This window comes from Xanthomonas campestris pv. phormiicola, from assembly GCA_025666215.1.
Taxonomy (GTDB): domain Bacteria; phylum Pseudomonadota; class Gammaproteobacteria; order Xanthomonadales; family Xanthomonadaceae; genus Xanthomonas_A; species Xanthomonas_A campestris_A.
Map to the genome: position 1 here is coordinate 745,801 of CP102593.1, position 23,803 is coordinate 769,603.

At 67.2% G+C, this 23,803-nt stretch carries 17 protein-coding genes; 11 read left to right on the forward strand and 6 right to left on the reverse strand.

Annotated features, from left to right (window positions below; all coding sequences use genetic code 11):
• The first annotated feature begins 98 nt into the window (after nucleotides 1-98).
• Nucleotides 99-1,244: a PQQ-dependent sugar dehydrogenase gene (locus NRY95_03080; protein ID UYC16969.1), complete on the forward strand. Its 1,146-nt coding sequence runs from the start codon at nucleotides 99-101 to the stop codon at nucleotides 1,242-1,244.
• 365 nt (nucleotides 1,245-1,609) lie between these two features.
• Here NRY95_03080 and NRY95_03085 read toward each other — a convergent pair whose 3' ends face one another.
• A complete protein-coding gene (locus NRY95_03085) occupies nucleotides 1,610-1,915 on the reverse strand; it encodes a hypothetical protein (protein UYC16970.1) in 306 nt (101 codons plus the stop codon).
• 176 nt (nucleotides 1,916-2,091) lie between these two features.
• Between NRY95_03085 and NRY95_03090 the strand changes: the two genes are divergently transcribed.
• Complete coding sequence (locus NRY95_03090; GenBank protein ID UYC16971.1) at nucleotides 2,092-2,643, forward strand: hypothetical protein; 552 nt, start codon at nucleotides 2,092-2,094, stop codon at nucleotides 2,641-2,643.
• 164 nt (nucleotides 2,644-2,807) lie between these two features.
• Here NRY95_03090 and NRY95_03095 read toward each other — a convergent pair whose 3' ends face one another.
• The 4 genes from NRY95_03095 to NRY95_03110 form a co-directional block, all read right to left on the reverse strand.
• Nucleotides 2,808-4,100: an APC family permease gene (locus NRY95_03095; protein ID UYC16972.1), complete on the reverse strand. Its 1,293-nt coding sequence runs from the start codon at nucleotides 4,098-4,100 to the stop codon at nucleotides 2,808-2,810.
• Nucleotides 4,097-4,918, reverse strand: coding sequence for a hypothetical protein (locus NRY95_03100; GenBank protein ID UYC16973.1), 822 nt, complete (start codon nucleotides 4,916-4,918; stop codon nucleotides 4,097-4,099). The genes NRY95_03095 and NRY95_03100 overlap by 4 nt, the downstream gene beginning before the upstream one ends.
• 587 nt (nucleotides 4,919-5,505) lie before the next feature.
• Nucleotides 5,506-6,612: a dipeptide epimerase gene (locus tag NRY95_03105; protein ID UYC16974.1), complete on the reverse strand. Its 1,107-nt coding sequence runs from the start codon at nucleotides 6,610-6,612 to the stop codon at nucleotides 5,506-5,508.
• A complete protein-coding gene (locus NRY95_03110) occupies nucleotides 6,609-8,003 on the reverse strand; it encodes an SH3 domain-containing protein (GenBank protein ID UYC16975.1) in 1,395 nt (464 codons plus the stop codon). Before NRY95_03110 ends, NRY95_03105 begins: the two co-directional genes overlap by 4 nt.
• 382 nt (nucleotides 8,004-8,385) lie before the next feature.
• On the opposite strand from NRY95_03110, the gene NRY95_03115 reads away from it, so the two are divergent.
• The 9 genes from NRY95_03115 (at nucleotide 8,386) to NRY95_03155 (ending at nucleotide 20,595) form a co-directional block, all read left to right on the forward strand.
• On the forward strand, nucleotides 8,386-11,178 hold the full coding sequence (locus NRY95_03115; GenBank protein UYC16976.1) for a TonB-dependent receptor: 2,793 nt from the start codon (nucleotides 8,386-8,388) through the stop codon (nucleotides 11,176-11,178).
• A 101-nt stretch (nucleotides 11,179-11,279) separates the two neighbouring features.
• Nucleotides 11,280-12,932, forward strand: a complete 1,653-nt coding sequence (locus NRY95_03120) for a serine hydrolase (GenBank protein ID UYC18485.1) — start codon at nucleotides 11,280-11,282, stop codon at nucleotides 12,930-12,932.
• Nucleotides 12,933-12,987: 55 nt separating this feature from the next.
• On the forward strand, nucleotides 12,988-13,797 hold the full coding sequence (locus tag NRY95_03125; protein UYC16977.1) for an N-acetylmuramoyl-L-alanine amidase: 810 nt from the start codon (nucleotides 12,988-12,990) through the stop codon (nucleotides 13,795-13,797).
• 131 nt (nucleotides 13,798-13,928) lie between these two features.
• Complete coding sequence (locus tag NRY95_03130; GenBank protein ID UYC16978.1) at nucleotides 13,929-14,846, forward strand: hypothetical protein; 918 nt, start codon at nucleotides 13,929-13,931, stop codon at nucleotides 14,844-14,846.
• A 74-nt stretch (nucleotides 14,847-14,920) separates the two neighbouring features.
• Nucleotides 14,921-15,280, forward strand: coding sequence for a hypothetical protein (locus NRY95_03135; GenBank protein UYC16979.1), 360 nt, complete (start codon nucleotides 14,921-14,923; stop codon nucleotides 15,278-15,280).
• Entirely contained in the window at nucleotides 15,250-16,035 is a 786-nt protein-coding gene (locus NRY95_03140) for a hypothetical protein (protein ID UYC16980.1), read from the forward strand. The genes NRY95_03135 and NRY95_03140 overlap by 31 nt, the downstream gene beginning before the upstream one ends.
• Nucleotides 16,036-16,202: 167 nt before the next feature.
• Entirely contained in the window at nucleotides 16,203-18,179 is a 1,977-nt protein-coding gene (locus tag NRY95_03145) for a peptidoglycan-binding protein (GenBank protein ID UYC16981.1), read from the forward strand.
• A gap of 435 nt (nucleotides 18,180-18,614) precedes the next feature.
• A complete protein-coding gene (locus NRY95_03150; GenBank protein UYC16982.1) occupies nucleotides 18,615-19,166 on the forward strand; it encodes a lysozyme inhibitor LprI family protein in 552 nt (183 codons plus the stop codon).
• Between the two features lie 49 nt (nucleotides 19,167-19,215).
• Nucleotides 19,216-20,595 (forward strand): peptidoglycan-binding protein, encoded by a 1,380-nt coding sequence (locus NRY95_03155; GenBank protein UYC16983.1) that lies wholly within the window; start codon nucleotides 19,216-19,218, stop codon nucleotides 20,593-20,595.
• Nucleotides 20,596-20,730: 135 nt separating this feature from the next.
• Here the strand turns inward: NRY95_03155 and NRY95_03160 are convergent, their stop codons facing one another.
• Nucleotides 20,731-23,793, reverse strand: a complete 3,063-nt coding sequence (locus NRY95_03160) for an efflux RND transporter permease subunit (protein UYC16984.1) — start codon at nucleotides 23,791-23,793, stop codon at nucleotides 20,731-20,733.
• Nucleotides 23,794-23,803: the final 10 nt, after the last annotated feature.

Here is a 23,803-nt window from a genome sequence, read left to right on the forward strand (position 1 = left end):
CCGCGCGTGACCGCGACCACGGCTTGGCCATTGCATGCTTGCCGTCCACACCCGCTTTGCTAGGTTCGGCCTTCGACCCCATTCGATAGGTGCGCGTCATGCAACGTTCTCCCCTGGGTTTGGCCTGTGCGCTGGTGATGAGTCTGGCCGTGTCCGCCGCGCACGCGGCGCCGGCCGCCAAGAGCGTCGAACGGCGCGGCGACTGGCCGTTCTCGGCGACGCCGTTCGCCACCTTCAACGAACCGTGGGCGATGAGTTTCCTGCCCGACGGCAGCGCCCTGATCAGCGAGCGCGGCGGCACGCTCAAGCGTTTCGATCCGGCCAGCGGCCGCACCGGCACGGTCAGCGGCGTGCCTGCGGTCGCCTACGGCGGCCAGGGCGGGTTCGGCGACGTGCTGCCGCATCCGGGCTTCGCCCAGAATGGCTGGGTCTACCTGAGCTATGCCGAGGCCGGCAGCAGCGACACCCGCGGCGCCGCGGTGGCGCGCGCCAGGCTGACCCTGGACGATAACGGCGGCGGCGCGCTGTCGCAGCTGAACGTGATCTGGCGGCAGCAGCCCAAGGTCTCCGGCAGCGGCCATTACGGCCACCGCCTGGCGTTCGGGCCGGACGGCAAGCTGTGGATCAGTTCCAGCGAGCGGCAGAAGTTCGATCCGGCGCAGGACATGAGCGGCAACCTGGGCAAGATCGTGCGCCTCAACGACGACGGCGGCGTGCCGGCCGACAACCCGTTCGCGCGCCGCGGCGGCGTCGCCGCGCAGGTGTGGTCGCTCGGCCATCGCAATGTGCTCGGCCTGGCCTTCGACGCCAACGGCCAGCTGTGGGAACACGAGATGGGCCCGGCCGGCGGCGACGAACTGAACCTGATCCAGCGCGGCGCCAATTACGGCTATCCGATCGTGTCCAACGGCGACCATTACGACGGCCGGCCGATTCCCGACCATTCCACGCGCCCGGAGTTCGCCGCGCCCAAGGTCAGCTGGACGCCAGTGATCTCGCCGGCCGGCTTCGTCATCTACAGCGGCAGCGTGTTCCCGCAATGGCGTGGCAACGGCTTCATCGGCGGGCTGTCCTCGCAGTCGCTGGTGCGGATCGAGTTCAACGGCGAGAACGCGCGCGAAGCGGCGCGCTACGACATGGGCAAGCGCATCCGCGAAGTGGAGCAGGGCCCGGACGGCGCGCTGTGGCTGCTGGAAGACGGCAGCGGCGGACGCTTGCTGAAGCTGCAGCCGGTGGAGAGCTGAGCGCGAGACTGAAACGTCGCCGCGCTACCTTGGTGGGCGGCGACGTATCGGCAGGATAGTGCTGGTTTCGCGGGAATGGTCTGCGTCGCAGACAACACGGGGCTTTCGGTTGCGCCGGTCGTGGCTGAAGCCGTTCCTGCAGGTGTCGTCGCGCCGATGGAAGGCGCTTGATCGATCGGCAGCTCTTGCAGGAGGGCGTCGGCCCCGACCACACGGCATCCGGATGAGGCCAGGGCTGAAACGCGCGAGATCATCGACGTCGCCAGCGACTCCCGAGCCGCTGGGCTTCGCTGGAAGCGCAGCGAGATGCGCAAGGGTCTACCGCAGCAAGCGCAACGGCAGCCCTCCCAGTCGCGATCACCGGCTCAACTTTGACCCGCCCGCTCCCAGGCGCGGCGCACCGCATGGCGCGCCTTGCTCCAGCTCAGGGTCTGCGATCCCTTGGTGCTGTCCCAGTCGCGGTGCAGTTCCGCTTCGACCTGTTCGTAGGCGAGATTGAAGTTGCGCACGCGCGCCTCGTGTCCGGCGTGGTAGGCCGGTTCGTAGTCCTCGAAGCGTTCGCCGTCGCTGTAGTACGGCTCCTGCGCGAACTGTTCGCGCCAGTATTGCGAGACCAGGTTGCGGTCCTCGTCGTTGGGTGCGCGGCCGGGAATCTGATACGGAACGCTCATCGTCGTCTCCTGGGCGAATGTGGCGTAAGACCTTAGCCGTCGCAGCGTTAATCCGAGTCCAGCATCGCGTGATCGGGGCATGAAGCGGGCGCGCGGCCGTGTGCCTGCGGCCGCCATGCAAGCGCGCCGCGGATGGATTACGATCCGGCAACGCCGCTTTCCCGCCGCAGGATCCCATGGCCGCTACCGGTATCGCCTTGCTGACCCCGTACCTGGCCACCGCCGGCATCGGCTGGCTGTACTACCGGCGCATTCGCCGCTATTTCGGCCGCCAGCCCTGGCAGCCGCGGCGGACCGCGGCGCGGATGCTGCTGCTGTCGCTGGCGACGGCCGGCCTGAGCTATCTGGCGGTGGTGCTGCCGCCGGTCCGTCTGGGCATGGCGCTGGGGCTGGTGGCCGGCACGGCGCTGGGCGCTTTCGCCTTGCATCACACCCGCATCGAATTGCGCGAGGGCCGGCGCTACTACACGCCCAACCCCTGGATCGGCGCCGGGCTCAGCGTGCTGCTGATCGGGCGCCTGGCCTGGCGCTGGGCCAGCGGTGCGTTTTCCGGCGGCAGCGCGCAATCGCTGCACAACGCCAGCCCGTTGACCCTGGCGATCGCCGCGGCGCTGATCGCCTACTCGCTGGTGCACACCGGCGGCTTGCTGCTGCGCATGCGCGCGCTGGCGCCGGCCGCGCCGGAGGTCGCGGCGACCAGCACCGGCGTCGGCAACGGCAAGCCCTGAAAATGCGCTGACAGAGTGTCGATCACGCCTGGTACCGTTGCCGCGACGGCCTCGGCAGGGCGTCCGGCGACATGCGGCGTCAGGATGACGTTGGACAGCCGCGGAGGCCTTCGATGGGGCCTTCCATCATTTCGCTATTGCCGCGCTATTCCGACCGACGAAACCTACGGCGCCTTGCGTGGGAAGCGGTAGAACAGCGCGCCGACCAGCAGCGCCACGCCGGCCGCGGCCAGGTTCTGCCAGCTGGCGCTGAGCAGCAGCGCCAACGCCAGCAGCAGCGCCGCCAGCGGGATCAGCGGGCCGCCCGGCAGGCGCAACGCGCCAGGCCGGTCGCGATAGCGCCGCGCCAGCACCAGCACCGCCGCGGCCGTGCCGATGTAGGCGAACAGGCGGGTGACCATCGACAGCAGCGCCAGCTGCACGAACGAGCCGGACAGCGCCAGCGCCAGCGACAGCACGCCCTGCAGCAGGATCGCCGCGGCCGGCGTGCGGAAGCGTGGATGCACCCGTGCCAGGAACGCCGGGCCGTAACCGTCCTGCGCCAGCGCGAACAGGAAGCGCGGCCCGAGCATCACCGTGTTGCTGGTGGTGCCGAGGATGGAGATGGTGGCACCGACGGTGAGCAGCAGCGCCAGCGCCTCGCCGCCGAAGCCGCTGGCGGCATCGGCCAGCGGCGTCGCCGACTGCGCCACGTTCGCCAGCGTGCCCTGCGCGACCACCTGCACCGCCGCGTAGATCAGGGTGACGGTGACGATCATGGTGATCAACGCGAACGGCACGTCGCGGCGCGGATTGCGGTATTCGCCGGCGGCGGCGGGGATGTTCTCGAAACCGGCGTAGGCGAACAGCAACAGCAATGCCGCTTCGCCCATGTTGCCGAAGTCGCGCGGGTCCGGCGCCTTGCCGGAGAACGCCCACGACCAGTCCACGTAGAACAGGCCGATGGCCACGAACAGCAGCAGCGGCACCAGCTTGCCGATCACCAGCGCCACGCCGGTGCGCGCGGCCGACTTCACCCCGATCACGTTGATCGCGGTGAGCAGGCCGAGCGAGCCGACCACGATCGCCAGGCGCGCGCCGCCGCCGGCCGCGGCCGGCCAGAAGCGCACCACCGCATCGGCCAGGCCGTTGCCGAGCGCGGCGGCGGAACTGATCCGGGTCAGCCAGATCATCCAGCCGATCTCGAAGCCGGCGAAGCGGCCGAACGCCTCGCGCGCATACAGATAACTGCCGCCGGGTTCGTCGAAATAGCTGGCGGCCTGCGCATAGCACAGCACCAGCAATCCCACTGCCAGCCCGGCCAGCAGCACCGCCCACAGGCTCATCGGCCCGAGCAGCGCGGCGGTGGCGGCGGGCAGCAGGTAGATGCCGCTGCCGATCACGTCGTTGATCGACAGGCCGACGATCTGCCAGCGGCTGACCGCGCGGACCAGGCTCGGTTCGGGGGCGCTGCTCATGGTGACGGCTCCACGGCCGGCAGCGCCCAGGCGCTGCGCAGGCGTGCGTAGTCGTCGCGCGGCAGCAGCACGAACAACGGCGCGGCGTCCGGCCGCAGCCAGGCCAGCAGGCGCTGCATGTCGGCCGGTTCCATCGCGGTGCAGCCGGCGGTGGCTTCGCCCGCGGCGCGCCACAGGTGGGCGAAGATGCAGCTGCCGGCGCCGGGCCGCGCCTGCGGGTTGTGGCCGATCACGAAGCCCTCCTGGTAGCGGCGATCGCCGTCGTGGTGCAGGTCCAGGCGCATCGGCTCGGTCGAGCCGGCCACCGCCTCGGCGCCGACCCGGTCGGCGTCGACGATGCGGTTGTACAGCGGCGAATCGGGCACGTCGATGCAATAGCTGCTCTGCTGCATCGGCTGGTACGGCAGTGCGCTGTCGATGTGCTGCGCATAACCGAACGCCTCGCCGATGCTGAAGACGCCGGCCGGGCTGCGGCCGTCGCCTTCATGTTTCTGCGGGCCATCGGTCTGCGCCGGATGCAGGCCCAGGCCCCAGGCGCTGCCGTTGCGGCCGAGCGCGACGTCGAAGCGCTGGCCGTGCGCGCGCCAACCCTGCGCCGTGCGTTCGAACGCCTGCAGTTGCCCGCGCGGGCTGTCCCAGTCCGGTGCCAGCACCAGGACCAGTTGCCGCGCCTGCTGCAGTGGCGGTGGCGTGGCGGTGTCGGAACCGGCCAGGCAGGTGCCGGCGGCCGCGGCGCACAGCAGCGCCAGTGCCACCCGCCAGCTGCGGCGGACGCTGCCGGGCTGCGTCAGGGTGGACAACCACGGGAACTTCGGCATGCGCATCTCCGGTTGCGTTCGGACATCGAGCGGAGTTGGGCCCGCTGCAGGTTCGCCGCCAGCTGCCGGCGGCGCTCGGGGGTGTTCTGGCACGGCAGCACGAACGCAATATCGAGCGGCTGCCGCGATGCTGCAAGGTACAACAGTTGTTCGATGTGCGGCGTTGGGCATGTGTGCGGACCGCCCGCAAGGCGCCGACATGCGGGCGTAGCGGGTCGCGGTGCGCCCGTCGATTGCTCCAAGCGTCCGCTGCAAACCCGGACATGGCGGTTGTCTGGAGGCTGCCGCTGTGGTTGTTGCTGTTTCGCTTTACCGGGTCTCTTACGCAGCGGCGGAAGGGAACCCGGTAAAAGCAACAGCAGAAGCAAAGCACATGCAGGGCACATGCAAAGCACGGCAAAGCACAGCGGAGCAGCGCAACGAGCAGGTGGCTGGGTGTTCCAGGCGATGCAAGCCGGTCTCCCGTGGCTATCCTTCCTGACACGCACCTGCGCGGGCCGCCGTACGTGGCGATGGCAAGCGTGATCGCGATGGAAGCCATCGCATGGGTTGGCCGTGCGCATTGCAGCGCATGCGCCAACGCGCTCTTATCGCCCGCGCGGCGGCAGCAGTTCCAGGCCGCGGATCTCGCGGATGCCCAGGCCAGGCGCATCGGCGATGGTGATCTGCGACTCGTCGAAGCTCACCCCGCCGTCCACCGGATTGAACAGGCCCAGCGACGGGCCGTCCAGATCCACCTTGGTGATGATGTCGGCCTTGGCCACCGCCAGGTGCACCGCCGCCGCCACGCTGATGCTCGACTCGAGCATGCAGCCGATCATGCAGGGCACCCCGTACAGCGCGGCGATGTCGGCGATGCGGATCGCGTTCGACAACCCGCCGGTCTTCATCAGCTTGATGTTGACGATGTCCGCGGCGCGGCGCTGGATCAGGTCGAACACCTGCGCCGGCGCGAACACGCTCTCGTCCGCCATCACCGGCGTGCCGACCCGCTCGGTCACGTACTTCAGCCCGTCGATGTCCCAGGCCTTGACCGGCTGCTCCAGCAGTTCCAACGCCACGCCGGCGTCTTCCAGCCTGCGCATCGCGTACACCGCCTGCTTCGGCGTCCAGCCCTGGTTGGCGTCCAGGCGCAGCGAGGCGCGGCCTGCGACCGCGGCATGGATCGCCTCGACCCGCGCGATGTCCACGTCGATGTCCTTGCCGACCTTGATCTTCAGCGCGGTGAAGCCGCGCCCGAGCGCCGACAGCGCATCGGCCACCATCTTGTCGATGGCGTCCACGCTGATGGTGATGTCGGTGGTGATGGCCGGCGTACCGCCGCCGAGCATCTTGTACAACGGCGCGCCGTACAGCTGCGCCCACAGGTCGTAGACGGCGATTTCCACCGCAGCCTTGGCGCTGCCGTTGCGCTCCAGCGCGCCCTGGATCCGCCCGGTGAGCCGGTTGAGGTCGGCCACGTCCTCGCCGATCAGGCGCGGTGCGATGAAGCGGTCGATCGCCGCGACGATCGAGCCGTGGGTGTCGCCGGTGATCGGCGCGGTGGCCGGCGCTTCGCCATGGCCGATGTGGCCGCTGTCGGTATGCACCAGCACCACCACGTCCTCCACCGTCTCCACGGTACGCAGCGCGGTCTTGAACGGGGTCTTCAGCGGCACGCGCAGCATGCCCAGTTGGATGTCGGTGATCTTCATTCGGTCGGCAGCGGGCGGACGCGTTGGATGCGGGTGATGCGGTCGATGAAGGGCACGCCGTCGCCGAGCAGCAGCGGTTCCAGCGGGGTCACTGCGACACCGTTGAGATGCACGCGCTGCAACCGTCCGGACGCGTCGCGGTAGCTGGCGCCGGACACGTCGTGGATCACCCAGGTGAGGCCGCGCTCGTGGCCGATCACCATCATCACGTGGCCGGGGGTGTACACCAGATCGCCGACCTGCAGTTGCGCCAGCGCCTGTTGCCGTTGCGCCAGCGGCGCGGTCGCCGCGTAGGGCACAGCGGCCAGGCTGCGGCTGCGCGCCTGGTCGCCGGTATTGCGCGGCAACGCGATGTCCAGGCTGCGGTAGACGTCGGAGACGAAGCCGCTGCAGTCGCGCGCGTCGTAGTCGTTGCCCCAGCCGTAGCGCTCGCCGAGAAATTTGAATGCCTGCCGCAGCAGGTTGCGTGGCGTCGCCGGCAGCGCTGCGGTGGCGACGTCGGCGCCGCGCGGCACCAGCACGGGCGCCAGCCGCAACCGGCCATCGGCGTCGCGCAAGGGCAGCTGCACCACGTAGGCGGCCAGCGGCGACTGGCCGTTGACCGCCTGTTGCGGCGGCCAGTCCTCGAGCAGCGGCACGGCGCTGCCCATGTCCAGCGGCAGTTGCGACGCCGCCGGCACGTCAGGCGTGAACGCGGTCAGCGCGCGTGCGCCGGTCACCAGCAGCCGCGGCGTGCGGTGCGCGTAGTCCAGCACGCTGTCGCGCTCGCCTTCGGCCACGCGGTCGCGTTCGATCCAGGCCGCGTAGTTCGGCGCCAGCACGAACAGCCACTGGCCGTCGCGGCTGGCATGCAGGATCGCCACCGCGGTGCCGGGATACAGCGCCGACTCCTGGAAGCGGTCGATGTCGTGGTCGTCGCGGCCGCTGAACGCGCGTTGCCGGGTCGGGAAGGTACGCAGGTCGGCGCGACGCACCACCAGCGCGTAGCGCGGCGTCACCTGCGCGGGAATCGCGTCCAGGGCGAGCGTGGACTGCAGGGCGGCCAGTTGCGCGGCATCGAGCGTAGCGCCACTCGCGTCGTAGAGCGTGCGTTTCGGCGGCGCCGACAGCGCCAGCACCTGCGCTCGCACCTGCTCGGCGCTGTAGCGTTCGGGCAGCGCCTGCAGGTCGTGCATCGAGGCATCGTGGCGCAGCAGATGCGCGTTGAAGGCCTGCACTTGCGTCGCGTCGAGCAGCGGTGGCTGTGCATCCGGCAGACGCGCGATCCAGTACTCCGCCTGCAGTTGGTTGGCTTGCACTTGGAACGGCACCTCGCCGGCGGCGCTGGCCGCGGCGATGGGCGCGCTCAGCGCTGCGGCCAGCAGCAGGCACAGGCCACGCATCGTGTTCATCGGACCCCGGGGCGGTTGTAGAGAGCACCGGACCGCTGCGCGCCGGTCTCGGAATACTGTTTTCCCAGGTCGGGCTTGTCAAGAAGCGTCGATTGACATGCCATTTCGCGCCGTGCTAAACCCGAAACGCAGATGCGAGGAACGGTGGCGACAAGCGCCGGTTCGGCGAACAGCGCGGCGATGGCCTGGAGTGATGGGCGCATGTCGCAGGGGGCGCTGTTGGGCACGCGCATCTGGGGAACGTCGCGATTGCAGAAGAGGGCGCCGTGCTGCGGCCGTGCGCTCTGTTGTCCGCGTGGGTGCCAAGGGACGGCGGCCGGCTGTTGGCCTGCGTCGGCTCGGGTCACCGTCGTCAGCGTCATCGCTTGCAGGAGAGAGCCGCATGCCCACCCGAATCCAGCGTTCCCGTTGTCGCCTCCGACCGTTTCGCCTCGCCCTCGCGTTGCTGGCCGGGGTCGCTCTGCCATCGCTTGCCGTCGCGCAGGATACGGCCAGCGCCACGCGCGATCTGGACAGGGTCACCGTCACCGGTTCGCGCATCGCCCGCTCGCAGGTGGAAGGCCCGGCGCCGGTCACCGTCATCACCGCGCAGGACATCCAGAAGCAGGGCTTCAGCACGGTGTGGGAATCGCTCGGTACGCTGACCCAGTTCAGCGGCAGCGCCTTCAACGAGAGCGACCAGACCGGCAGTTCGCCCAACGGCCAGTACCTCAACCTGCGCGGCCTGGGACCGGGCTACCAGCTGATCCTGCTCAACGGCAAGCGCATGGCCGACTACCCGCAGTCCTACGGCGCCAACGGCACCGCGGTGAGCCTGGGCAGCATTCCCGCCGCGGCGGTGGAGCGCATCGAGGTGATGAGCGGCGGCGCTTCGGCGATCTATGGTTCCGATGCGGTGGCCGGCGTGGTCAACATCATCACCAAGCGCGATTTCAGCGGCGACACGTTGCGCCTGCGCGGCGGCACCAGCACGCGCGGCGGCGGCGACAGCGGCCAGCTGCAATGGAGCGGCGGGCGCACCGGCGACCATTGGAGCCTGACCTACGCGTTCGAACGGCTGGACCGCGAAGCGATCGTCGCCAGCCAGCGCGACTTCCTCGATTCGTACTACGACCATCCGGCCAACAAGGCCGATCCGTCCAGCCCCAACGCGTCGATCTCCGGCGTCTACCTGCGCCGCGGCAACACCTATCTGTGGCCAAGCGGCGGCACCCTGTCCACCTCGGCCAGCGCGCTGGACGCGGCTTGCGCGGCGACCAATCCGGCGTTCGTGCCGTACAAGACCGCCGACAGCCTGGCCGCGGCCAACCGCTGCGGTGCGTTCGGCTACTACGAAGGCCGCTCGGTGCAGAACGGCTACGGCAAGACCTCCGCGTATCTGTCGGGCAGTTTCGATGTCGGCGACGCCGTCACCGGCTATGCGCAGGTGCTGGCCAACCGCTCCAAGGACGAAAGCTCCAGCCAGACCCACTACTACATCGGCGAAGGCGCGTTCACCGTCTACGATCCGGACCTGGGCCTGGTCACCGCGCAGCGCATCTTCCTGCCCTCGGAAGTGGGCGGGATCAAGAACATCGCGTACGACGAGAAATCCTGGAACCTCAACGCCGGCGTGCGCGGCAAGCTGTTCGACGGCCGCTTCGACTGGGACGCGAGCGTGTCGCTGTCGCGCTACGACATCACCACGCGGCGTCCGCGTTTCCTCACCAACGCGGTGCGCGACTACTACATGGGGCCGCTGCTGGGCTATCGGCCCGACGGCACCGAGATCCGCGAGTTCTACGCCGACAAACTGTTCGCACCGGGCAGCGCGGCGCTGTACGACCAGCTCACCACCGAGGTGGTGAGCCGTGGCGAATCCAGCACCGACCAGGCCCAGTTCGTGTTCAGTGGCGACCTGTTCGCCCTGCCGGCCGGCATGCTGCAGATCGCCACCGTGCTGGAGGCGGCGCGGCAGAAGTACGACCTCGCGCCGGATCCGCGCACCACCGTGGACTACACCGGCAGCGAACGCATCTACAACCTGACCCAGACCCCGGGCGGCGGCCCGCGCGACCGCTACGCCGCAGGCCTGGAACTGCGCGTGCCGATCTTCCGCCGGCTCAGCGCGACGCTGGCCGCGCGCTACGACAAGTACGACGACATCACCGCGGTCGACGATGCCGCGACCTGGCAGGCGGGATTGGAGTGGCGGCCGTTCGACAACCTGCTGCTGCGCGGCAGCCACGCCACCAGTTTCCGCGCGCCGGACCTGCTGTGGATCTACGCCGGCACCAGCGCCAACAACCCCACCGTCACCGACGAATACCTGTGCCGCCGCGACGGCCTGGATCCGCTGTCCGATGCCTGTTCGGCCGCGCACGAATACCAGACCTTCTCCACCCAGTCCTCCAATCCGTTGCTGGAAGAGGAGAAGGGCAAGTCGACCACGCTGGGTTTCGTGTGGGACGTGCTGCCGACCCTGTCGCTGAGCGCGGACTACTACCGCATCGAGCTGGAAGGCCGGGTCGAATCGATCTCCAGCGAGACCTTGCTGGAGAACAACGCCAACTGCCTGCTCGGCCGCGACCGCGCCGGCAATGCGGTCGATACCGCATCGGCGGCCTGCCAGTTCTACATCCAGTCGGTGACCCGCAGCCCGGGTACCGACCTCACCGCCGAAGGCCAGATCACCGCGTTCGAGACCTTCCCGATCAACCAGTCGCTGATGCGGACCGACGGCGTGGACGCCAACCTGCGCTACAACTTCGACCTCGGCGACTGGGGCGCGTTCGGGTTGCAGGCCGGCTATACCCGCGTGCTGAAGATGGAAGTGGCGCAGTTCGCCGGGGCCAGGCCGGTGGACGTGATGAACGACGTCGACTACCTGGCGTTCCGCACCCGCGCCAACTGGCGTGCGAACTGGAGCGTCGGCGACTGGTCGACCAGCCTGTACGGCTACCGCTACGGCTCGCGTCCCAACTACGCCGAGAGCGGACGCGTGGCGCCGTACGTGATCTGGAACGCGGACATCGCCAAGCGGATCACCGACAAGGCCACGCTCGGCCTCAGCGTGCTCAACGTGTTCGACAAGATCCATCCGCGCGACGACACCTACACCGCCTGGCCGTACTTCCCGCGCGTGTACAGTGCGATCGGGCGGCAGTTGTACGCCAATTTCACCTACACCTTTTGAGGACGCGCGTGCGAGGCGAGGCTGCCACGCTGGAGTCGACGAGACCGGGGACGCCGTCGCGCAGCGTTGCAAGCGCGGGACGCCTGCGCAGCGCGTTGCTCGTGGTCTGCCTGGTGTTGCCGGCATTGGCGGCGGCCGCGCCTGGCACCGCGGACGCGCCGCCGCCGCGCGCCGAGCTCGACCGCCTGTTCGAGCAGGCCATGACCCGCTACCGGCTGCCGGGGTTGGCAGTCGGCGTGATCGACAACGGCGAAGTGGTCTACACGCGCAGCGCCGGCGAGCTGCGTGCCGGCAGCGGCGAGCGCATCGATGGCGCGACGCTGTTCAAGATCGCCTCCAACAGCAAGGCGATGACCACCGCATTGCTGGCGCGGCTGGTCGATGCCGGCAAGCTGCGCTGGGACGATCCGGTCACCAGGTATGTGCCGGAATTGCGCATGTACGATCCGTGGGTCACGCGCAACATCCAGGTGCGCGACCTGCTGATCCACAACAGCGGCCTGGGCCTGGGCGCCGGCGATCTGATGCTGTGGCCGGAACCCAACGCGTTCGCCCGCGCCGACATCATCGCCGGGCTGGCCTACCTGAAGCCGACCCACAGCTTCCGCGCGCACTACGCCTACGACAACCTGCTGTACGTGGTCGCGGGCGAAGTGGCCGCGCGCGCCGGCGGCAAGCCCTACGAGCAACTGCTGCGCGAGCAGGTGTTCGCGCCGCTGGGCATGCGCCGCTGCCAGGTCGGCGCCTGGGAGCGCGACGCGGTCGGCAACGTCGCCCAGCCGCATATGCGCCAGGGTGAGGCCAACGTCGTGGTGCGCGCGGACCCGGCGCGGATCGCGGATACGCCGTCGATGGCGGCTGGCGGCGTGCGCTGCAGTCTCGACGACATGCTGACCTGGATGCGCGCCTGGCTGTCGCCCGACACCGGCGCTGTGCCCTGGCTGTCGCCGGCGCAGCGCCAGGCGCTATGGACGCTGCACACGCCGATGCCGATCTCCGCGCAGATGCGCGACTGGGACGGCACGCGCCTGTACGGCTATGGCTACGGCTGGCGCCTGTCCGACGTGGACGGGCAGTGGCAGGTCGCGCACACCGGCACCTTGATGGGCATGTATTCGGCGCTGGTGCTGCTGCCGGATCGGCGCAGTGGCTTCGTCATCCTCAGCAATGGCGAGGGCGGCGAAATGCGGACCGTGTTGGGCGAGGCGCTGCTCAAGCAGTTCACCCGTCCCGGCGAGCGTGCGCTGGATGTCGTGCACTACGCCACGTTGCTCGAACGCGCGCGTGCGCAGGCCGACAAGGCGGCGCCTGCCGCAGTGGAGACGTCTGCGCGCACACCGGTCGCCAGCGCCGCCTCGCGCGATCGGCAAGGCGTGTGGCGCGATCCGTGGTTCGGCGAGGTCGTGCTCTGCCCGCAGCAGGGACTGCTGCGCTTCCAGGCGCGCAAGTCGCCGCTGCTGCGCGGCCGGGTCCTGCAGGCCGGCGCGCGCTGGCTGGTGGACTGGGACGACGCCAGCGTCGATGCCGAGCCGTGGCTGGACTTCGCTGTCGGTGCCGACGGCGTGCAACGGATGCAACTGGCGCATGTCGATCCGAACGCGGATTTCAGCTACGACTATGCCGATCTGGCGTTCGTGCGGGTGGGATCCTGTCCCGATCGTGTGGGAGGGATTTCAGTCCCGACGCTTTGGCGGAAAAGCCTGCCGGGACTGAAGCCGCTCCCACCACAACCCTCTCGTTCACCAGGATTCTAGATACTGCTGTTGCTTGCGCTTGCCGCTCACTGTCAGATGCCCCGGAATCTTCTCCATGACCCGACGCTTTCCCCCTCCCGCATCGCCCCGCATCCGCTGGCTGGCACCGCTGGCGCTGGTCGCCCTGCTCGGCGCCTGCGCGCACGCGCCGCAGCGCAATCCGCTGGCCGAGTGGGTGCCGTCGCCGAACCAGGATCTGCGCCGGCCGATCCTGATCGTGATCCATTACACCGACCAGGACTCGGTGCAGCGCAGCCTGGACACGCTGCGTTCGCACAACAGCAAGGGCAAGGTCAGTGCGCATTACCTGATCGGTCGCGACGGCAAGCGCTACCAGCTGGTCAGCGACGAGCGCCGCGCCTGGCATGGCGGCGCCGGGCGCTGGGGCACGATCACCGACATCAACTCCGCCTCGATCGGCATCGAGCTGGACAACGACGGCAAGACCCCGTTCGCCGCCGCGCAGATCGACAGCCTGCTGCTGTTGCTGGAGGACCTGTGCACGCGCCTGCGCATCCCGCGCACGCAGGTGGTCGGGCACGAGGACTTCGCACCCACGCGCAAGGTCGATCCGGGGCCGCTGTTTCCGTGGAAGCGCCTCGCCGACGCCGGTTTCGGCCGCTGGCCCGCCGCGGACACGCCGCCGGCGCCGCCCGGCTTCGACCCGTGGCAGGCGCTGGCGCTGATCGGCTATCCGATCGACGACCGCGCGGCCACGCTGCGCGCCTTCCACCACCATTACCGCGGCAACGACGCCACCGCGTTCGATGCCGAGGACCTGCGCATTCTCTATGCACTGACCCAGCCGGCGCAGGCGCGACCGCAGCCGCAGCCGACCCCGGCGCAGGAACAGGACGTGCCGTAGCGTTGCCGGGTCGTCCGGCACTGCATGCAGGCGACCACGCCTGTGGCGCCGCGCCGACCTGGCGCGGCATCCATTGGAGCCAACGTGTTCTTGGTAGCATGAGCGCGCCAAGAACTCCAAAGGACGCAGTGATGAGGCTCGCAAAGACAGCCCTGTGGGCGGCAACGCTCCTGTTGATCGGCGGTTGCACGGACAAGCACGCCGACCCCGCGCCGGCAGGCACGCAGGCGCAACCCGCGGCGACCGCTGCCGCCGCGCCTGCACCCGCGTCCGCGGCCGCGCAACCCGAGCCGGTCGGCGTCGAGGTACCGGCGCCCGGGCAGGTGCTCGCCGATATCTATGGCATGAAGGGCGACGGCTCGGCGTCCTACACGATCGACAACAACGCCCTGGCCAGCTTCTGGTACGGCTATCGCTTCGACCTCGGCGGCAAGCACTACTACACCGGCTTCGCCAATGCGGGTCCGGAGAAGTACGGCAAGTCGGAGGAAGAGAACACCCCGGATCCGGCCGTCGGCGTGAGCATCAGCCAGGCCACCTATGTGCTCGACAGCACGGACGGCAAGCCGACCTGGACGCTGTTCCATGCGCAACGCTGGGTTGGCGATTTCGGCGGCAACGAGAAGGCCGATACGCTGGACCAGAAGCGCAAACCGCAGAGCACCGAGAGCAAGGACGGCCACTTGCTGCTGGCGCTGCCGACCACGCGCTTCGCCGACGGCATCACCAGCTCCGGCTTCGCCGTGTTCACCTTCGACCCGAACAAGAACGACCTGGGCGACTACAAGGGTTGGGTCTACCTGGGCACCGTGGCCAGCGGCGAGGACAACGGCGCGGCCTGCGACGATCAGGGCACCATGAAGTGCGCGTCCAGCACCGGCACGCTGAGCTTCGAACCCGGCACCGGGCCGCTGCCGGGCCTGCGCGTGGCCATGAGCGGCACCGCCATCGCCGGCCCCGGCAAGGTCCGCACGCTCGGCCCCGCCGACGTGGCGACCTATACCTACGACCCGGCCAAGGGCAAGTACACGCCGCCGCTGGATCGCTGAACACCCGCCGACCGGCCCGCGCCGCGGCCGGTCGGAGGCAGGCGCGGAGGGGCGCTGCCCGCTGGTAGCCGGCAATGGAACTGGGTAAGATGCCGGCACGGGGCCTGATGATCAGGCGAGTCATTCGCGAGCGGCAATGGATGCTGCACTCGCCCGAAATGCCGGAGTGGATCGCCGGCTTGCGGTTCGCCATGCGCGAACGCCATCACCGCCCCTGCTTTGGGGCCGGATTGCAATCCACCGTTCTCTGTCCGAAGCCGCGCCTGCGAGGAGTTCTTCGTCCGCGTAGGTCGCGCTGTGTCTGCGATGCGCAAGAGGGCGGCATCCGGATACGGCGGCGTGGCGTGTCGGGATTTTCAGGAGTGTTTTTCGGCTTCTTCAACGAATACAGGATGTTCTGCACATGTCCAATGACAACAAGCTCGCCGTCGTGACCGAAGCGCCGCCCTATCCGGGCAGCGTGCTGTATCTGATCTACGGGATCGACGGCGATGGCGCCCTCTCGTACGAAATCGACAACGGCGCCGTGGCCAGCTTCTGGTGCGGCCAGCATTTCGATCTGGGCGGCAAGCACTATTACACCGGTTTCGCCTACGCAACGCGCGGCAGGTACGGCAACGACGACGAGGAAACCTTTCCCGGTCCGGACGACAGCGTTTCGCTCAGCCAGGCCACCTTCGTCCTGACCGACCCCGGCAGCGAGCGGCCGTGGATGGTCTTCCACGCACAGCGCTACGTCGGCGCCTTTGGCAGTTACGAGCGCGCCGATGCGCTCGACGAGACGCGCAAGCCGCAGCAGCACGTGCTGGACAACGGCCACCTGCTGCTGGCGGTGCCGACTTCCAGCTTCGCCAACGGCGTCACCAGCGCCGGCTTCGCGCTATTCACCTTCGACCCGAACAAGAACGAGCTGGGCGACTACCAGGGCTGGGTGTACCGGGGAACGGTCGCGGCTGGCGAGGACAACGAGGCCAGCAGCGACGAAGAAGGCGTCGTCCCTCACGTTTCCAGCGTCGGCACGCTGCGTTTCGAGACGATACCGGGCGAACCCATGCCTGCTCTGCGCGTGGCGCTGAGCGGCACCGCGATCGCAGGTCCCGGCAGGGCGCGCATGCTCGATGCATCCGACGCGGTGGTCTATGCGTACGACCAGGCGAGCGGACAGTACCTGCCGAAAGATGGCCCATGAATCCACCGGCGCGCCGATCCGCCGATCGACGCACCGGCAGCAGCAAGAACGCATTCCCCGCAGTACCCGAATTGTTTTGTTGACCGCGCACTAACAAGCTCACGGACGAGCTCGGTTGACCTTGTCGGCGCACGCCGCCGTATATCAACCTCAAGGAGTAACACGAGATGGCACGCGATTACACGAAGGCCGAGAACCTCGACATCATCGAGCGTGAGGCCAAGGAACGCCACATTCCGGTCGACGATTTCATGCGTTTCGCCTATATCGAAACCGGCGGCAAGTTCAACGAGCAGGCCAGCCGCGGCCCGAACAGCGCCAAGGGCCTGTTCCAGTTCACCCCCGGCACCGCAGCGGCCTACGGCATCAGCGGCCGCGAACTGGATGCAGTGGCCAATACCGACGCCGCGGCGCGTCTGTACCAGGACAACCAGCATTCGCTGACCCGGCAGCACGACAAGGACCACCGTCCGTACCTGTCCGGCAAGCCGCAGCCCGATGGCCTGGACATGTACATGGCGCACCAGCAGGGCGCCGGCGGCTACCGCTCGATCCAGGCCGCGGTCGCCACCGGCAGCTTCGCGCGCGAAGACACGCGTCCGAACATCCTCAACAACGTGCCGCGCGAAAAGGATGCGGCCGGGGCCAAGCAGTTCGAGGCCTACACCGGATCTTCGCTGGCCGAGTTCAAGAAGATGTCCGACCAGGACATGGCCAAGACGTTCCTGAAGTACTGGGACACCAAGTTCGACCACATTGCGATCCCGGAAAAGGGCATCAAGCCGGTCGCCGAGGGTCATGCCCCGCAGCCGGTCCCGGCGGGTCGCATGCAGCCGCATGCGCCCGTGCATCCGGCCGCACATCCGGCCACGACCGCCAAGCAGGACGGCCACGACGGGATCAAGCTCACCGCCGCGTACGAGATGGGCATCAAGTACGACGACGTGAAGTACGCGATCAACATCAAGGACCACAAGCTTTCCCACCCCGGCGTGGACGGCAAGCATCTGGAGCAGGGCTACATCGACTGCTCCGGCTGGGTGACCGAGCTGCAGAACAAGACGATGCTGGAGATCAACCGGAAAGCCGGCCACGAGGTGTTCGGCCAAAAGGATCTGCTGACGCAAGGTATGGTCGGCTCCGGCGACATCGTCAAGAAGGCCTCCCTCAGTTCCGGCGCGCTGCTGCAGGGCCAGGACGTGTTCAAGCCCGGCGCGCTGAAGGAAGGCATGGTCATCGGCGTCGATGCCAAACACAAATCGGGCCATGACTACTGGCACGGCATCGACCACATCATGATGGTGGTGCGCGATCCCAAGAGCGGCGAACTGCTGATCAGCCAGTCCAGCGGCAGCAAGGGCGTCAACACCATGCCGTTGGATGACTATCTGGCCAGCCACAAGAACGCCAAGCTGTTCGCGGCCGATCCGCTGGCCAAGGCACGCGACCTGCTGCAGGACAGGCAGCAGACGCAGTCGCAGTCGCAGACGCACGGCCAAGGCCATGACGCGCGCACCTCGCTGAAGCCGGGCGAGCAGGGCCCCGACGTGAAGGCGATGCAGCAGAGCCTGATCGAGCTCGGCATCAAGGACAACAGCGGCAAGTTGCTGACCGGCACCGGCTACTACGGCGACAAGACCAGGGAAGTGGTGGCCAACCTGCAGCGCGAGAAGGGCATCGAGCCGACCGGCGTCGCCGACAAGCTCACCCTCGATGCGCTGAGCAAGCTGCAGACCCAGGGCAGGACCGAGGCCAAGCCCAACCCGGCCGCCGCCGAGGCGCAGCGTGCCGACAATCCGCTGTTCACCCAGGCGCTGGAGAAGCTGCAGAAACAGGGACCGAACGGCGGTTTCAACAGCCGCGAGGAAATGCAGCGTGCGGCCGGGCAGGTGGCGTTCGAGGCCAAGGTGGGCGGCATGTCGCGCATCGACGACGTGGTCCACAGCACCGACGGCAAGGGTCTGATCGCGGTGGAGCGCAATCCCAACAACCCGCACGACGTGAACCGCGCCTACGTGGACAAGCAGCATGCCGCCACGGTGCCGCTGGAACAGAGCCAGCAGCAGCTGGCAGCGGAAACCCAGCGGCAGGCGCAGGAGCAGACCCAGGATCAGCGCACCCAGACGCAATCGCCGACGCGCTGACCCGCATCGCCGGCGGCGGCGGCCACCGACAGGCGGGTCGGATGGCAGCCGATGCCCGGCCGGTCACCGATCGGGCTGGCGTCCGGCGCGCGCTCGAAGCGGCCTGACTCCTCCGTCTACCGACGCCCGTGTCGGGGATTGGGTGTTGTGCGCGAAGTGACCGAGCGTGCGCGCGAAGTCGATTTGCGGACGTGGGCGTGTTTCACGCGATGGTGTTCTGGCTGCCATCTTCCTCGTCCGCGCGTCGCGACCGAAGTCGCTCACACCGTGAAGGCGCTTCGCGACTGTTTTCGAAACGCTGTCGGCAGCCTGTCTGCGTTGTTTGAACGCCCGTGTAGCGGTGTCGTGGCGATCCGGCGATCCGATGGACACGGTTTCGACGATCGTTTAGAACTTCCCTCCCTTACATGCATCACCACAAGGCGAATTCCAACAGTGGCCATCGTCAAGCTTCTTCCCCTTTCCTGCCTGTTCGCGCTCTGCGGTCTGACCGCGGCGTGCAACGGCGGGTCTTCCGCGCCGGCGCCGGCTGCGGCATCCGCTGCCGCTGCTACTGCGCCAGCGTCGGCGTCGGCACCGCCCGCAGGCGATGCGCCTGCGGCGAATGCGCAAGCGCCGAGCGCGCCGTCCACCCAGGCGGATGCCGCCGCCGCACCATCCAAACCTTCAGGAGAAAACGTCGTGCTGCGACCTTCCTATGACGCCTGCATCAGCGCCGCCGCCGGCGTGACCCCGACGATGCAGGACTGCATCGACACCGAATACGCCTACCAGGATGGCCGCCTGAACACGGTCTACAAGGCGCTGATGGCCAAGCTGGGCGATGCGGAAAAGAACGCGCTGCGCGAGCAGCAGCGCAAGTGGATCGCCGATCGCGACGAGAAGTGTTTCTACGATCCCGACAGCGGGCAGGCGGGGCGCGTGGATGCCGCCGAATGCCGTCTCGACATGACCGCCAAGCGCGCCGACGAACTGGAAGCGCGCTGATTGCTGCAGTGGTTTTTGCGATGAACTTTTTTAGACAAGGAGATGGACGATGAGCGACAAGGATTGGGAACTGGGTCAGACCTCGAAGCATTACGAAACCGGCGGACGCGGCGCGAGCACGGTGTCCTCCGGCATCGACGATCCCGGCGGCGTGTCCTACGGTTCCTATCAGATGACCTCGCAGGTCAAGACCAAGGAAGGCACGGTCATCGTGGGCGGCACCGTCGCGGCCTTCGTGAAGGACAGCAAGTACGCCGACGACTTCGCCGGCCTGAAGCCCGGCTCGGCCGACTTCAGCGCGAAGTGGAAGGAACTGGCCAGGACCGACGACAGCTTCGCGCAGGAACAGCACGACTACATCAAGCGCACGCACTACGACAAGCTGGTCGATCGGCTCCAGGACAAGGGCCTGGACCTGTCCGACCGCGGTCCGGCGGTGCAGGACGCGCTGTGGAGCACGGCGGTCCAGTACGGCCCCGGCAGCGACAAGAAGCCCGGCGGCTCGGGCGTGTTCCTGAAGGGGATGGAAGCGAAGTTCGGCAAGGACTACGACCTGTCCAAGCTTTCCGACAAGGAGATCGTCGGCGCGGTGCAGGACTACAAGGCCGAGCACGTCAAGGAACTGTTCCCGCGGGTGGAGAAGCAGAAGACCCTCGACTCGCTGCAGAACCGCGCCGAGAACGAGAAGGCGGACCTGCTCAAGCTGGCCGACCAGGACAAGACGGTGACCCGGAGCGGCGAGCAGCCGGCCAGGCATGAGCGCACCTCGCATGCGGACAAGTCGCATGGCGGCAATGGCCCGCATGCAGAAAACGGCGATGGCGTGCTCAAGCGCAACGAGCAGGGCGCCGCGGTGAAGGACCTGCAGGAGAAGCTGTCCAAGCTCGGCTACCTGGATGCGAAGGACGCCATCGGCACCTACGGTCCGAAGACCGAAGCGGCGGTGGAGAAATTCCAGCAGGACAACCGGCTCAAGGGCGTGGACGGCAAGGCCGGCACGGAGACGCTCGCCTCCATCGACAAGAGCCTGCAGCGGCAGCAGGGCGTGGACCAGTTGCGCCGCGACAATCCGATGTTCGACCAGGCGGTCAAGCAATTGGAGAAGCAGGGGCCGAACGGCGGCTTCGGCAGCCGCGAGGAGATGCAGCGCGCGGCCGGCCAGGTCGCGTTCGAGGCCAAGGTCAACGGCATGTCGCGCATCGACGACCTGGTGCACAGCACCGACGGCAAGGGCCTGATCGCGGTGGAGCGCAACCCGAACAACCCGCACGACGTGAACCGCGCCTACGTGGACCGGCAGCAGGCCGCCACGGTGCCGCTGGAGCAGAGCCAGCAACAGCTGGCATCCGAAACCCAACGCCAGGCGCAGGAGCAGAGCCAGGACCAGCGGCGTACCCAGGCGCAGTCGGTGCCGTCGCCGACGCGCTGATCCTCCACTGCTGGCATCGACCGCCGATGCCAGCAGTGGCCGATGGCTTGTCCAATCGCGTCCACAGGAGCGGATGTGGTTACGCGTTTGGGCAAAGGGTCTTGCAGCCTGGCGAACAGGGCGCTGCGAGGCTCGTCAAACTCGATCGGCCGGGATGAGCGAAGTGCCGCTGTTTTCCACAAGCGCTGCGCGAGGTTTCGCCAATAGCATATAGAACGCAGGCACGATCAGCAGCGTCAAAAAGGTTCCGATGCCCAGCCCTGCGATCACGATGCATCCGATCGTCGACCGTGCCGCCGAGCCGGGGCCGCCTATGAAAAGCAGGGGCAGTGACCCGATGATCATCGCCGCGGATGTCATCAGTATTGGCCGAAGCCGGATATCGAGGGCGACAAGGATCGCATCGCGTTTGCAGCGGCCCAGGTCCTGTTGCTCGTTCGCCACCTCGACCAGCAGGATGCCATGTTTGCTGATCAAGCCGATCAGCGTGAGCAGTCCAACGTCCGTATACAGGTTTACCGAAAGCTGATCGAGGCCGAGCCACACGAAGAGCAACGCGCCCGACAGCGAGGTGGGTACCGAAACGAGGATGATGATCGGATCGGTAAGGCTGTTGTAGAAAGAAGCGAGCGTTAGATAGACCACCGCGATACTCAGCAGTAGCGTCACCGCATAGCCCTTTTGGTTCTTTGTGTACTCGCGCATCGGGCCCGAGATATCCGAGGAGTAGTCCTTTGGGAACTTATTGGTCACGTCCGCAAGGTAATCCGCCACCTGCCCGCGGGAGACTCCCTTCGCCAATTCGCCGGAGATGGTAATGGCGCGTTGGCCCTGGAAATGGCGTAGCACGTCCGCGCCGGTGGTCGTCTCCAGATGTGCGACAGCCCGTAGCAGGACCGGCTGCCCATTGACCGTTGCGACCGGGTAGTCCAGTACGTCACGGCCAAGCTTTCTCGAATCGCGCTCGGCTGCAGAGATTACCTTGTAAGAGCGTCCCTCATAGTTGAAGTAGTTTATATAGCTCCCGCTCAACATGGGGCTGAGCGCATTGGAAACGCTTTGCACATCCAGATTGAAATCGGCCAACTTTGCGCGGTCAAGGACGATGCGGCTTTTCGGTTGGCCAAGCTGCTGGCTGGTTTCGAGGTAGGCGAATAGGCCCGATGCTTTCATCTTTGCCAGGATTTCTTGCGTTACCTTGGTGAGGTCGTCCAGTTCGCCCGCCCCTTCGACGACGAACTCGACAGGGTCGCCGTCTTCGGTGGGGAGCGATTCCGACTGATATAGCGAGAAGGAAAATCCGGTGACGTCATGGAGTGCTTGTCGCAGCTGATCGATGGCGTCGGCCGTAGGAGGGCGCGATGACCAGTTGGTCAAGGAGATCCCGCCTCTGATCGACGCCGGCGTGACCGTATTCCAGGAGTGTCCCGAATAGGGGAAACGGGCTATGCGTGCAAGGACGTCCTGGTCGAAGCGCCGGGACGCTGCAAAAGACATTTCCGGAGCGGCATGTCCGCGAAGGTGCACGTATCCTTGGTCTTCCTGAGGCGCCAGTTCCTGTCGGCTGCCTACGAAGAAAAACACCGTCGCGACTATCAGCAGGCCGCCGCAGACGCTCACGAGCCGATAGTTCGCCAACGATCTAGCCTGCAACCTGTCGAATGACCGAAGCACCTTGCGCCAGGTTTCGGCGCCGCTTGCGCCAGCAACGTGGCTCGATCGCCGAACAATAAACCGGCACAGCAAGGGACTGACTGTGACGGCAATAAGCGCGGAGAAGGAGACAGATGCGACGAGGGTGGTGGCGAACTCCCGGAACAGGACGCCGGCGATTCCGGGCAGAAGCGCGATAGGAAGATAGGCGGCTGCCAGTACGATTGTCATCGAGACGATCGGCCTCAGCAATTCGGATACTGCCCTATCCGCTGCGTCGTGTGGCGAGAAGCCCGATTCCAGATGACGCTCGTGACGTTCGACGACGATGATGGCGTCGTCCACGACCAATCCTACGGAAAGTACCAGCGCAAGCAGGGTGAGTTCGTTGATGCTGTAGCCGAGCACGCTGAGGCACCAGAGGCTCCCCAGCAGCGCAAGCGGTACCGCGATCACCGGAATAAGCGCCGATCGTATGTTGCTCAAGGCGACGAACACGATCAGGCTGACCACCAGAAGCGCCTCGGCAAGAGCCTGTAGCACTTCGCGAAGCGCGTGGCGCGTAAATTCCGTGTCGTCCTCGTTTACGGTCAAGGCAATACCGGGGGGAAGCGTCCTTTGCAATAGCGCAACCTTGTTCTTGACCGCCTGGGCGACCTGGATGATGTTGGCGCCATCGTTGGGCACGACATCCAGGAAGATGCCGGGAACCCCATCGGCATACGCGGCGAACTTCTCGCGCGACGTTCCGATCTCCGCGCTGCCGATGTCACGGATGTGAATGGGCGACCCATTGACCGTGCCCACCACCAAATTCCTGAACCCGGTAACCGTGCCAAGCCCGGACGCGATGGTGAGCGGTAACGAAACGCTGTCTCCATCGATCGTCCCTACGCCCGCGACGTAGTTGTTTCCCGCGATCTTGTCGCGGACCGCCTCTGCGGTGAGTCCGTAGGCCGTCATCTTGTAAGGATCAAGATTCAAGCGCATCGCCAGCGGCAGACTGTCGTTGACGCTAACGGAGCGGACGCCGGGAATCGTGGCGATTTCCGGTTTCAGCACGCGCAGCGCGTACTCGGACATCTGCGGGCCGGTCGCGGTGGCGCTGGTCAGCGCGAGATCCAGGATGCTTTCGTCACCGTAGTTGAGGACGATGGCAGGACTTTGTGTTCCTGAGGGAAGATTGGACAGGACCGCGTTGACCAGCGATTGGACCTGCGCCAGCGTCGCCGCTGGATCAGCATCGAGGGTCAGATGCAGGACAATTTCGGACTGGCCTTCCTTGCTGGCAGAGGTGACGAAATCGATGCCTTTCGCAGGCGACACGGCCTGCTCCAGGGGAGAGCTGATGAAGCCTTCTATGGTCTCCGGATCGGCGCCGTAGTAGACCGTGGAGATGTCGATGGTGGCGTACTTGATGGTCGGGAATGCCTGAATCGGAAGGCGGCCAATCGCCAGGATGCCACATGCCGTCACCACCAGAACGACGGCGAAGACCGTGCTGGCGCGGGTCAGCGCCGAAACCAGGGAGGATCCAGACTTCATGCGCGACCTC

Bases quoted from the DNA above. Each gene is read 5' to 3' on its own strand.
- NRY95_03085 (UYC16970.1), bottom strand. From the start codon at position 1,915: ATGAGCGTTCCGTATCAGATTCCCGGCCGCGCACCCAACGACGAGGAC.
- NRY95_03090 (UYC16971.1), top strand. From the start codon at position 2,092: ATGGCCGCTACCGGTATCGCCTTGCTGACCCCGTACCTGGCCACCGCC.
- NRY95_03125 (UYC16977.1), top strand. From the start codon at position 12,988: ATGACCCGACGCTTTCCCCCTCCCGCATCGCCCCGCATCCGCTGGCTG.
- NRY95_03145 (UYC16981.1), top strand. From the start codon at position 16,203: ATGGCACGCGATTACACGAAGGCCGAGAACCTCGACATCATCGAGCGT.
- NRY95_03105 (UYC16974.1), bottom strand. From the start codon at position 6,612: ATGAAGATCACCGACATCCAACTGGGCATGCTGCGCGTGCCGCTGAAG.
- NRY95_03160 (UYC16984.1), bottom strand. From the start codon at position 23,793: ATGAAGTCTGGATCCTCCCTGGTTTCGGCGCTGACCCGCGCCAGCACG.
- NRY95_03080 (UYC16969.1), top strand. From the start codon at position 99: ATGCAACGTTCTCCCCTGGGTTTGGCCTGTGCGCTGGTGATGAGTCTG.
- NRY95_03110 (UYC16975.1), bottom strand. From the start codon at position 8,003: ATGAACACGATGCGTGGCCTGTGCCTGCTGCTGGCCGCAGCGCTGAGC.
- NRY95_03140 (UYC16980.1), top strand. From the start codon at position 15,250: ATGTCCAATGACAACAAGCTCGCCGTCGTGACCGAAGCGCCGCCCTAT.
- NRY95_03115 (UYC16976.1), top strand. From the start codon at position 8,386: ATGCCCACCCGAATCCAGCGTTCCCGTTGTCGCCTCCGACCGTTTCGC.
- NRY95_03155 (UYC16983.1), top strand. From the start codon at position 19,216: ATGAGCGACAAGGATTGGGAACTGGGTCAGACCTCGAAGCATTACGAA.
- NRY95_03100 (UYC16973.1), bottom strand. From the start codon at position 4,918: ATGCCGAAGTTCCCGTGGTTGTCCACCCTGACGCAGCCCGGCAGCGTC.
- NRY95_03130 (UYC16978.1), top strand. From the start codon at position 13,929: ATGAGGCTCGCAAAGACAGCCCTGTGGGCGGCAACGCTCCTGTTGATC.
- NRY95_03095 (UYC16972.1), bottom strand. From the start codon at position 4,100: ATGAGCAGCGCCCCCGAACCGAGCCTGGTCCGCGCGGTCAGCCGCTGG.
- NRY95_03135 (UYC16979.1), top strand. From the start codon at position 14,921: ATGGAACTGGGTAAGATGCCGGCACGGGGCCTGATGATCAGGCGAGTC.